The following is a 12,979-nucleotide window of genomic DNA, read 5'->3' on the forward strand; positions in this document are numbered from 1 at the left end:
CTGCTGCCGCTGCATGCAGTTATCTGCCTGATATAACCACCTTGCGGTTGTTAATGATGTATATGCCCTTGCCGAGCCTGCCGATGTCGCTGCCGAGATAGCGGCCGTCGAGCGAGTAGATGCGCACTTGCTGCTGTGCCGTGGCCTCTATGTCCTCGATGCCCGACGAGCCTGACGACGGCGCTATGTCGATATAGTCGGTGCGGCAGCGCATGTTGCCGTTGGTGTAGAACTCGAGTCTAAGCTCATCGCCGGCATAGAGAGGCACGTTTCTGGTAACGCGTGTGGCCATCTTGTTGTTGTTGGCCTTTGCCGTCCACTGGTCTTTCAGTTCCTCGCCAACGTACAGGCCAAACCATCCCTGCCCCGAAGCCTCGTCGAAGTAGGCCGTAGTGATGTCGTATTCGGCAGCCTCGCCGACCCACACAAAGCTCATGTAGCCGGGGCCCTGATCGCCCACGTTGCACGAGTCGTTAGAGGCAAGTATCCATGAAGGCTGGTTGTCGAGCTCAGGGAAGCACAGCGCTCCCCTTACGGCATGCTCCACCTCGTTTCGCCCTTCATGTGCATGGCTTATGTCCGATGTAAAGCTCCACACGTCGCCCGTAGCCACAGAGCCGTCGGCGGCGGTGGCATCGACGCGCCAATAATATGTCTGACCGTAGCGCAGACTGCCGGGCTGCCATTCCTCCGTCTCGACATAATTGGCCTCGGCGTCGTCAAGACTGCTGTCGGTGCCCATATACACGGTGTAGCCCTCAGCATCGAAGCCTTCGCGCCAGCGCAGGCTCAGCGGCACGCAGGGCGACGTGGAGCCGTCAACCTCGCGCAGCGAAGCGTGCTGCTCGCCGTCAAAGGGCGTGGGATATGTGGCCTCGGCCGGTGCAGTGGTGAAGCGGAACACGCCCGAGGTCTTGCCCGAATATTCTCCGCCGTCTACCGTAACCTGCCAATAGTATGTCGTGGCGGGCTGCAGCTCGAGCGCCGCAGGGTCGCACTGCTGGAGCGCATCGGGCGAAGTGCCCACCTTATATATATAACCCGTGGCGCCCTCTATGTCGCCGCAGGCTATCTGCGTACCTCTGACAACGCCTATTGCGCCGTCGCCCGGAAAGGGAATGATGTCGCTCTCTATGCCGTCCACGCAGCCCATCTGAGCCACCAGACCCGGAACGCTCTGCGCATCGTCCATCGCGAAGTCATACTGATAGTAGCGGCTCACGTCGAATCCGCTGCTGTTGCCCTCGCCCCTGCTGCCCTCAAATACGTTGCCCTCGCTCTTCAGGAATCCCCAGTAGGCGTCGTCTTCGCTCGTGGCGTACATCTGGCTGAACGGCGTCTTCACGTCCTTGAAGTAGCAGTTCTCCACATTCACCACGGCACGCGCAAACATGCCTATGGCATAAGACGTGTTGCGCTCGTTATAGTCGTTGAAGATGTGGCCCAGGCCGTAGCCTATGCGCGGATTGCGCTGCGTGCAGTTGACGAACGCGTTGTGATGATACGTTACGCGCTGTCGGCCGTAGTCGGCAATGTTACGCGTGCCCGAGCTGCATATAGACGACTTGTCGTGGTCGTGAAACTTACACCACGACACCGTCAGATAGCTCGAGCCGTAGGTAAAGTCGAGCAGGCCGTCGTTGGCGTCGTTCTCCTCCTTTTGGCTCGAAAGGTCGCAGTGGTCAATCCACACGTGGTGGCTGTTTCTGAAGGCAATGGCGTCTGGGTCGGCCTTCGATATCTTCAGGTTGCGTATAATGATATTCTGCCGGTCCTTGATGTCAAGTCCCAGACTGTCGAGCCTTGCGCCGCTGCCTCCTCCAATGATGGTCTTGTTGCTTGCCACCGACACCACGTCGTGCTTCTGCTTAGGGTCGGTGCTGTAGTCGTAAAAGCCCTTCAGGTCGGCATCCAGTATTATTATATAAGGTTCCTCTGCACCTGCATACTTCTCAAAGTCGGCGCGGTTAGTTACATGCACAATCTTTCCGCCGGCCCCTCCGGTGGTTCCGCGCAGCCCGAGGTCGGCATAGTTGGCAAAGCCCACTAGCCCGTGCTGAGCCATGACGCATGCGGGAGCGCCCGCGACAGCAAATAAAAGTGAAAGTAAAAGTTTTCTCATCGTTTGTTTTTCTTTATAATTATTAAGGTAAAGCGTTTCGCAAGACTTGATTAAAATCAAGAGCAAATATAACCATTTATCGCCTAACACCCTGCCAAGATATCAAAATGCTATACACAAAAATCATTTTACAAATGAAATAAGGCCTCATCAGCTACAAAATGTAACTAAACGTCGGCATCACGTCAACAAGTCATTTAACATATAAAACAAGCAAAACATACATATATATATTAAAATTGTAAGTCAATATTTTTTAAGAATTCACAACACACTACGCTAAAATTTGAGTAAAAAACTTTCTTTTTTGATACAAGCAAGTCTTTTTTATAATATTTTGTAGATAAGAATAAAAAAACTTCTATATTTGCAACGAATAAAATAACCTGCCATAAGGAAAAACATAAGCCTTTATAAACGGTTAAAAAGCTGATTGCTGTAAGAAAACATTTTACCTTGACAAGTTCTTGAAAACTTTACATACATGACGTGATTTTAAGATTGACGTCCTTTGTCCGAGACCTATTAAAACTACAATAAATAAAACACCAGAAACAAGCGATGACATATTCTGACACGTTAATCGTGCGTGTCACGAAAGTCGGCGTTTAGTTATATCTTTGTCACTAATGTTTAACAACAGAATTAAAAATATGGAAAAAAACATGAAGCATTATTCAGGCAAAGCCTTGACAAAAACTTCTGTCATTTTCAGTCTTTCTGCCCTACTGTGCATACCCGCCTGCGGTTATGCAGAGAATGCAGAGGCTAAGGAAATGGCGGTACAGGTAGTTCAGCAGAGCCGCACGGTAAAAGGTACTATTACTGACGAAACCGGCGAGCCTATGATCGGAGTTACTGTCAGAGTGAAAGGCAGCAGAGCAGCAGCCGTAACAGACTTGGACGGTAAGTTCTCATTATCAGCAAACCAGGGAGACTTTATCGAAGTGTCTTATGTCGGCTATGAGACAACGACAGTGAAGGTAACATCAAACACCCTTAACCTGCAGTTGAAGCCGGTGGCAAGCGACCTTGACGAGGTTGTCGTAATCGGTTTCGGTACAGTAAAGAAGCGCGACCTGACCGGTTCTGTTGCCTCAATCAAGGCAGACGCTATCGTGCAGACGCCTACATCAGACGTAGCAACTGCACTTCAGGGACGCATCTCAGGTCTTGACATCAACGGCGACGACATGAGAATCCGCGGTAACCGCTCTATCAACGGTAGCAACGACCCACTCGTTATCATCGACGGCGTACAGGGAGGTTCTATGAGCGACCTTAACCCTAACGATATTGAGTCTATAGACGTATTGAAAGATGCATCATCTACAGCAATCTATGGTTCTCAGGGTGCCAACGGTGTTATCATCATTACAACAAAGAAGGCCGAAGCAGGCAAGATGCAGGTGTCTTACGACGGATATGTAACAGCAGCATTCCGCCCCGACAGAGCAGAATACCGCTCGCCGGAGAACTATTACGAAACACTCAAGCTTGCAGCACAAAACGCAGGATTATGGAACAGCACCAACGACGACGCATCGCTATTCTCAGACCTCGAGAGCTATGCAGCATTCCGTGCAGGCGTATGGACTGACTATGAGAAACTACTGCAGAAGGACGTGACATGGAGCAACAAGCACACCGTGACATTGTCTGGAGGTACAGAAAAGACACAGGCCAGATTCTCTCTCGGATATGCCAACGACGGCAACAAATGGAAGAGAAGCTCAGGAACAGACAAATATACATTGCGTGCAAACATTGACCATAAGCTCTACAGCTGGATCAATGCCGGTGTAAACTTCCAGCTCACACACTCACGCAACGCATCTTCTCCTTATGAGAAGGCAACAACTACCAGCCTGGAGCTCGGCTCACCCTATGGTGTATATGATGCCGAAACAGACACATATAACATAGGCAACACTTTGGTTGAGCGCCCGCTCGCAAGCGACGGATACGTGAACCCGCTTATCGACGGTGCCGGAGATGACTTATATAAGAACGAGTCATACTTCACAAACATCGTAGCCAACGCATACGTTGACATTCATCCTATAGAGGGACTCACCTTCCGCTCACAGCTCAACACACACATTACAAACTCTTCAGAGGGAACATACACTGACGGCAAGTCTGCTGCAAACCTTGACAAGACAGGACAGAAAAGCACTGCCGAAATGACAAAAGCCTCTGGTACATACATAGAGTGGAACAACATCCTGACATACAACTTCACAAAACTGCCTAACGATCACCACCTTGGCGTAACTCTTCTTACGACATGGAACAAGACTATAAAAGACGAAATGTCTGCTACATCAAAAGGACAGACAATACCCGGCAACCTGTGGTGGAACCTCGGAAGCAATGACGGAGAAGACGGAAGCTCTATACACTCAAGCCTCTATACACAGGCACAGAACTTCTCTTACGCAGGACGTATCTCTTACGACTGGAAGAGCCGCTACCTCGTAACCGCATCTTTACGTAGAGACGGTTCGTCAAAACTCGCCGACGGCAACAAGTGGGACTGGTTCCCGTCAGCAGCTTTAGCATGGCGTATATCTGATGAAGCCTTCATGAAAAAGACTAAGTCATGGCTGGACGATTTAAAGATACGTGCTACATATGGTGTTACAGGTAATGCCGGTATCGGTGTTTACGGAACACAGTCAGGAGTAACATTTGCGAACTGGAGCTTCGGCTTCCAGGATATCTCTGCAAACAGATATATTCTCGGTGTGGCAGACCAAAACGGCAGCGGATATTATGTAATCGCAAACAAAGACACAAAATGGGAGAAATCTACAACATTTGATTTAGGTTTCGATGCAGTGCTGCTGAACAACCGTCTGAGCGTAACATTCGACTGGTATAACACCAAGACTACAGACCTTATCCTGCTGCGCTCACTTCCGACATCAGCCGGTATGGACGGTAAATACGCTACATACACAAACATCGGTTCTACAAAGAACACAGGTTTTGAATTCACCGTAAACAGCCGTAACATTGTAACAAAAGACTTCTCTTGGTCTTCAACACTTACATTCTCTGCTAACAGAGAGAAGATTACTGACCTTGTTGACGGAACAGACATCATGATCGGTACAGCAAAAGAGACACAGACTCTTATGATTGGCCATCCTATCAAGTCATACAACACATTCAAGTATCTTGGAATATGGACCACAGCTGAAGCTGACGAGGCTGCTAAATACTTTAAAGATGCAGAAAAGACCAATCCGTTCAAGCCGGGCGACATAAAGGTTGCCGACCTTAACGGCGACTACGTTATCGACCAGAATGACGACATCGGTTATGTTGGTTCAACATCACCAGACTGGTTTGCCGGATTCAACAATGACCTCAGATACAAGAACTGGGACCTCAACATCTATCTCTACGCACGTTGGGGACAGTGGGCTGAAAGCAAAGTTGCAAACTATGATCCTTCTACAGGCGGCATGACAACTAACTTTGACTATTGGGCAGCCGGAACAAATGAGGGCGGTTCACTCCCTGCACTGTACAAAGGACGTAACCTTTACGACTATGTCGGCTATCAGGCACTTGCCTACTGCGACAACTCTTTCATAAAGCTGAAGAGAATAACACTTGGCTATACATTGCCTAAATCGGCACTTAAGGCCATGAGAATAAGCAACCTGCGCATATACGCAACTATCAACGACCCGTTGTATTTCGTTAAGAATGAATGGCAGAAACATTATGATCCGGAAGGAAACCAGCGTAGCGTAACAATAGGTCTTAATGTAAACTTCTAATAAAAAGTAAACATGAAAAATATTATTAATAAACATATTGCCGGTGCATTATTTATCGGTGCTACTGCATTTTCGTTAACATCATGCAGCCTTGACGAATATAACCCGTCAGGCGAAGGCGCAGACCAGGTGTTCAAGACACCTGAAGGAATGGAGGATCTTGTCAACCAGATGTACTATAACTTCCGCTGGAAATATTACGGACGCGAGGATCCCTGTCTGTATATGGAAGGCAACGCTGACATCTGGCAGAACATCGGTTCTAACTATGAATACGGAAAGCAGCTGACACGCTGCGTCGACCTGCAGGGCGACCGCGGTCAGATAGCAAACGTATGGAACCGTGTTTATGACAACATCAATGATGCCAATGCCATAATCAACCGCCTTGATGACGTTGTTGGTCTCACAGAAGCTCAGCAGCTCGATTTCGAAGGTGAGGCACGCTTCATGCGCTCATACTGCTATTGGTGGCTTGTTGAATTCTTCGGAGACATTGAGTTACGTCTGGAAGAAACACAAACAGCAGAATTTACCGCAGTAAGAACAGACCGTAAGAAAATTTATGACGACGTTATCATACCTGATGCAAGAATTGCAGCAGAGAAGCTGCCAGTGACACCGTATAACGGACACATAGGCCGCTCTACAAAGAAAGCAGCCAAGGCTCTCCTTGCACGCGTTCTGCTGACTCGTGCTCAGTATGAGACAGCCGGAAGCGCAGAGCAGAAATACTTCTATGAAGAGGCGCTCAAGGCAGCACTTGACGTTATAAACAACAAAGCTGCTTATGGCATTCAGATTTACAATACTTACGATGAGATATGGCAGGCAAAGAACAACAAGAACAACACTGAGTTCCTGTGGGTTACTACATTCTCATCTAACTCAAGTCTGAACCCTGACAGCAAGCCAAACCGTCTGTACCGTTATTTCGCACCGAAACTTGTAGGTAACGCCGGTATCAGAAATACTGCAACCACATGGGAATATCCGTCAGAAGGCACACTGCTTATGCCTACCTATTACTTCCTCAACCTTTGGGAGGACTGGGACCTGCGCTATGACGTTATATTCCAGGAGGCATTCCCTGAAAATTCAAGCAAAACATTCACATGGACTGAAGCTCTTGCAAACAGATATCTCCGTCCTGACCTGATTGGCAAGCAAATTGAAGTAGGCGACACAGCTTTGTATTTCACAAAGAAGAGTCTCACAGACGAATTCAAGCAAAGCAAGTCTTATGCAGCCATCGACATTGATGACGTTTTTGAAACAGAGAATGTCAATGCCTACGGAGGAGCACCGCTCCGCAACTACCAGGCAGACCCGACAGCCTCAACACAGTACATCGCAAGTTCATTCCCGCGCTTTATGAAATATCGCATATGGGACCGCGATGAAAACGGAACATTCCTCCTTGCCGCAGCAAACGGACAGTTTGGATATGCTGATGTGCCTGTTATGCGTTATGCAGAAATGCCTCTGATTGCAGCAGAATGCTACATCGCATTAGGACAAGCATCTGAAGCTGCTAACATCATTAACCAGGAAATACGTACAGCACGCGTCGTTAAGCCAGGACATAGCCTTAGCGAAGCTCAAGTTACAGCCTCAGACATGAATATCGAGTGGATTATGGCAGAACGTGCTCGCGAACTCTGCGGAGAATGGCTGCGTTGGTTCGACATGAAGCGAATTTATAGCCCACAAGGCAACTTCGCCTCTACTATAGTAGGACGTAACCCAAGTATGATTGGAGACGACTGCATGCAAGAATATCATGCACTGAGACCTATTCCAAATACATTCCTTGATAAATTACAGAATGCCGAGGAATTTGGTCAGAATCCTGGATATAACCCTTATACAAAATAAAAGCGACAAATGACGGAGCCGCTGAACAAGTAAGCGGCTCCTCTTAAAAAAATTCAAACATTTAAATTTTAAGAAGATGAAAAAGATTTTTACTTTATGTGCTACAGTTCTTATGAGCTTAGGTGCATTTGCACAGAGTGAAGTAGGTATTTATCGCCCATTGGACCTCAAGATTCTGGAGGTTGGCGATCCCGCAGTTAAGGAAGCCTATGGTGTAAAAATTACAGAGATTCGCGGTAAGGATGCAACATTCCGTGAAGAAGCCGGTCAGGAAACTTCTGATGCATCAGATCTCTACATTGGCTACAACGTAACAGGCGACCCTGCACAAAGCATGGCAGCTTCAGCTGTTTATGCTGCTGACAATGTTATTTATCCGAAAGTTGCAGAGCAGACTGAGCGTCAGGCTGAAGAATACTTTGGATTCACAATGGATATTCCTGAAGGAAAATCTGTAAACATCGAAGCTTTGGATGTATATCTGCTTTTGGGCAACGCATATTGGTGGCAGGTTGAAATAACAGATGCTCAGGGCAATGTTGTTTACAAGACTCAGGACAAGGGAATCAAGAACAACAACTACAACAAGACAGCCTACACCAACGGCATTCACGTAACAACAACAGAAGTTACAGAGCCTGAATGGTCACAGAAACTTCTTGAAAGCTGGGGTCTGGCTACAAACTATGATGTTGCAGAAACAGAATGTCTGCCTGAGCTGAAGGATCTCACAGGAACATACACAGTAAAAGTATATTACTGGGGCAAATGGCAGAAGAACATGACATATGCAAATGTTTATCTGACAATATCTGAAGGCACAACAGGCATATCTTCTATAGAAGCTGAAAATGCTAACAGCAACAAGATGTACAACCTCGCAGGTCAGAGAGTAGACAAGAACTACAAAGGTATCGTCATTAAGGACGGTAAGAAGTTCATTGTTAAATAATAAGTTCTTCATGATAAAGAAACCGCCTTTCGCGTGAAAGACGGTTTCTTTTATAAATCTATGCGATAAAGAAAAACGTAGTTCCGTTTTTTTATTATAAAAGTCATTACAAACATTAAAAACACTATTAAATCTTTAAGCATGAAATTCATATCAAAACTGGCATTTTCCGCTACAGTGCTATTATCTGCGGCACTAAACACAGGAGCTGCCATTGACGGAAGTCTTGACCCATCTTCGGTTGTATCCGAGTGGAGCAATTCGTCCACATATCCTAAAATAATCGACATTAACTTCAGTGACGAAATGTGGCCCGGACAGACATGGACCGGCGAGACCGGCATGGACTGCCCTGAATATGCAGACGGAGCATACGTAAACACCGTCATTGAAGTTCCTGCAAACGGCGGCACAGAAGTAAAATATCCAGTGCTTTTTCACAACTGCACATTTGCTAACAAAAAATCATACAACGGCTATGCCGGCGCTACGGCTGCATTCTGCCGCCAATACTACCTTGGCCAGAATCCTTCAGGATATGGCACTGAATATGTAAACGACTGGACGGTTAAGGACCATACTAAATATATCGAAGACAACATAAAATACGGAGAAGACGGAAAGCCTGTATATGGCGAAGCCGGATTTGTGCAGTTCTGCCGCGATGCATCTACAGAACGCGACCCTGAAACTCAGGAGAAAATCTCGATGCACGGATGGATGGAAATCGACCACATTCCTTATGTTGAACGCATTCAGTGGGCATGGTCTTCTACATCATGGGGACGAGGAATAAAGTGCGACATAAAGATTGGTGACGGTGAATGGAAGCACCTGGTATGGATGGGTTCAGAACTTCATAAGTTCGGCTATACCTCATTCAGCGACCAGGGATACTTCATGGAAAATATCATTGACGCACACGACGTGTCTATCCGCTGGCGCGTATGGGACGGAGAAAACATGAAAGATCCGGCTCAGACCAACGAAGAGGGCTATCCTATATTCGGAGTTCGTGAAGACCCCTACAGCCAGCAGCAGGCTGCCCGCGTACACAAGATACAGATTTTCGGATCTGAGATAACTGCCGAGCAGGCTCAGTATGCAAAGGACAACCCTGTGAGCGACGTGGGCGAGCTGTCTGACATCGAGGGCGGCGGCGATACATCTGACGACAACGCTCCCGACGCAAACGCTCCGATAGAGCTCTACACCGTGGCTCAGGACGGCACGGGCGACTATACAAAAATCCAGGATGCCATCAACGCCGTAAGCGACGGCTCACGCGGTATTATATACATTCGTCCGGGCGTATATGAGGAAAACCTCTATTCGGGCACCAAGACTAACAAGAACAAGTTTATCAGTCTTATCGGTGAAGACAAGGCCACTACCATCCTGACTTCATCTGTAGACCGCGGCTCAAACAACCCGCAGAACACTTACAACGACTGCGCTGCGCTCAACGTGTATACATCACGCTTCTACGCCGAGAACCTCACCATACGCAACACCAGCGGCAACGTGGGACAGGCCGAGGCTCTGTTTACGGCAGGCGACGCACACATCTTCAAAAACTGTCTGATAAGCGGCTACCAGGATACATACAAGGCAAACATCGGCGCACGCGGATACTTCACAAGATGTACCATCGAGGGTACTACCGACTTTATCTACGACAGCGGTCTGGAGTGGTTTGAGAACTGCGAGATTAAATGTCTCAAGGGCGGCGGCTACATCACGGCTGCAGGCGATGCCGGACTGACACTCACAAAGACTCTGTATCCGGAACTCAGCACCGACAAGTTCTATGCCGGACTGTTCTTCCGCAACTGCCAGGTGGTGCCGGCTCCGCGCGTATCTGCAGGCGACTACTATCTGGGACGTCCGTGGAAGGAGAAGTGCGGAACAATGTTCATACAGTGTACGCTCGACAAGCACATCAACACCAAGGGATGGACAGAATGGAGCGGAGCCGAGAACGACTGCTCTTACTTTGAATACAAGAACGTTGACAAGAGCGGAAACCTGATTGACACCTCATCACGCGCATCTTTCAGCCACCAGGCAACCGATGCTGAGGTAGAGGCATACATGAACCCTGAGTTCATCTTCTCTAAATTCTCTGACGTTTCTTTCGACTATAACGCAATCCTGAACGGCGCTGCAGAGCCTTCAAACTTCAACGTGTCTGAAACCGGCTTCACATGGGACGGCGACGACAAGGCTGCCGGCTACCTCATCTACAAGGACGGCGTATTCGTAGACATGACGGCAGAGCCTTCTTACACAAAGGACGCTGACGACAACGCTACATACACCGTGAAGAGCATCTCGCGCCACGGCGTAACATCAGACGCCGTTGAAGCCAAGGAAGGCGCCATGATGCTTGCATTCCCGACGGCAGAAGGCTTCGGTAAATACACATCAGGAGGCCGCGGCGGACAGGTAGTTACCGTAACTTCTCTTGCCGACGACGGCACAGAAGGAACTCTGCGCTGGGCTTTCGAACAGTATCCCAACGAGCCTATAACTATCGTATTTGCCGTTAACGGCGAGATTCATCTCAACGGAAACCTGCGCGTAAGCCGCTCTGACTGGACGCTGGCCGGACAGACAGCACCAGGCGACGGCATAAGCATCGTGGGCGACAAGGTTAACCTTGGAGGTTCACAGAACTTTATCATACGTAACATCCGTTTCCGCTCAGGCGACGGCAAGCAGGATCAGGCGTGCGGAACAGAAAACTGCTCTAACTATATATTCGACCACTGCGCATTCGGATGGTCAGTTGAGGAATGTATGAACACTGCCGACAGCCACTTCCTGACAGTGCAGTACAGCATCGTTCACGAAGGTCTCTATCAGGCAGGCCACGACAAGGGTAACCGTGGATATGGCGCACAGTGGGGCGGATCACCCGTGACATACCACCACAACCTGCTCGCAGGCAACAACTCGCGCAGCCCGCGTATCAACGGCGCACGCGGCGAAGACTATGTCGTATTCATGGAATACGTAAACAACGTAAACTTCAACTGGGGCAGCGCCAAGGCTTGCTATGGCGGAGAGAACGCAGCCGAAATCACTTCTTACAACGGCAAGAACTCTGTTCACGAGTGCAACTTCATGAACAACTACTACAAGCCAGGACCTCAGTCACCATCTAACTCTGTGTTCGTATCAGTAGGTTACATGCGCGACATCGGTCCGTCATGGGCACCTTCTAAATGGTATATCAACGGAAACGTAATGGAAGGCAACGCCACAGCCACAGCAGACAACTGGTCGGCAATGGCTTCAGACCACTTCACATTCGACGAGTTGCGTGTTGACGAGCGCATCGTGACAGAGACTCCTTACTACAAGTACAACTCTGTTCTGGGCAACGAGGGCGAATACGACCCTGCACTCTACATGCTCACCGACATTCAGACTGCAGAAGACGCCTACAACACAGTACTCGAGAAAGCCGGAACCATAAACCGCGACGTGATAGAGCAGCGCGTCATCAACGACGTTAAGACCGGTACACCTAAGTACACCGGCTCGCTGGCCAACAAGAAGGGTATCATCGACTCTGTGAACGACGCTGAGGGCTTCGGCCTCGACCACGGCAACGAGAAGGCTCCTGCCGACACCGACGGCGACGGAATGCCCGACGAATGGGAGAAGGAGCACGGACTTAACGCCAACGACGCTGCCGACCGCAACCTGCGCAACGCCGAAGGCTACACCGCCCTCGAGGTTTACCTCAACGGACTCATGGGCGAACTGCTCGACGACGACTTCACATCAGGCATAACACAGGCCGTTACAGAGAAGCCTGAGATAAGCTACAACAGCAGCAACAACACACTGACCGTAAGCGAAAACGCCATAGGCGCAACGCTGAGAGTGTTTACAACCGACGGCAAGCAGCTGGCACAGATGCGCATAACATCTGCCACAACACAGCTCAACAGCCTGCCTAAGGGCGTCGTACTGCTGTATGTAAGCGGCAACAACCTGTGCCCGAGAATATTAAAGGTGAACAAATAAGAATCTTGCATAAGCCTATATCATAAGAAATCCCGGCAGCCGTCATGGCTGTCGGGATTTTTTTATGTCTATAAAGGCAGCATGATGCCATCTGTCTGCCGCCATCACACGCCTGTCATGCCCCTATCAGAAGCTGCATGAGGCGCAACAGCCGCCTCTGCCCCGCCCGTGCCGCCACCATGCCCTGCC

Annotated in this window: 5 protein-coding genes; 4 read left to right on the forward strand and 1 reads right to left on the reverse strand. The window is 49.0% G+C overall.

The window, feature by feature from the left end; genetic code table 11:
* Positions 1–19 precede the first annotated feature (19 nt).
* On the reverse strand, positions 20–2,122 hold the full coding sequence (locus tag QVO66_RS13125) for a pectate lyase family protein (RefSeq protein WP_021855960.1): 2,103 nt from the start codon (positions 2,120–2,122) through the stop codon (positions 20–22).
* Between the two features lie 653 nt (positions 2,123–2,775).
* On the opposite strand from QVO66_RS13125, the gene QVO66_RS13130 reads away from it, so the two are divergent.
* The 4 genes from QVO66_RS13130 to QVO66_RS13145 all read left to right on the forward strand — a co-directional run bounded on the left by QVO66_RS13130 (position 2,776) and on the right by QVO66_RS13145 (position 12,790).
* Positions 2,776–5,919, forward strand: a complete 3,144-nt coding sequence (locus tag QVO66_RS13130; protein ID WP_288172902.1) for a SusC/RagA family TonB-linked outer membrane protein — start codon at positions 2,776–2,778, stop codon at positions 5,917–5,919.
* Positions 5,920–5,931: 12 nt separating this feature from the next.
* A complete protein-coding gene (locus QVO66_RS13135; RefSeq protein WP_021855962.1) occupies positions 5,932–7,797 on the forward strand; it encodes a RagB/SusD family nutrient uptake outer membrane protein in 1,866 nt (621 codons plus the stop codon).
* A gap of 76 nt (positions 7,798–7,873) precedes the next feature.
* Positions 7,874–8,749, forward strand: coding sequence for a hypothetical protein (locus tag QVO66_RS13140; RefSeq protein ID WP_021855963.1), 876 nt, complete (start codon positions 7,874–7,876; stop codon positions 8,747–8,749).
* A gap of 141 nt (positions 8,750–8,890) precedes the next feature.
* Positions 8,891–12,790: a pectinesterase family protein gene (locus QVO66_RS13145; RefSeq protein ID WP_021855964.1), complete on the forward strand. Its 3,900-nt coding sequence runs from the start codon at positions 8,891–8,893 to the stop codon at positions 12,788–12,790.
* The last annotated feature ends 189 nt before the right edge of the window (positions 12,791–12,979 follow it).

The sequence above is a fragment of the Prevotella sp. CAG:255 genome (assembly GCF_000431195.1).
Lineage (GTDB): Bacteria > Bacteroidota > Bacteroidia > Bacteroidales > Bacteroidaceae > Prevotella > Prevotella rara.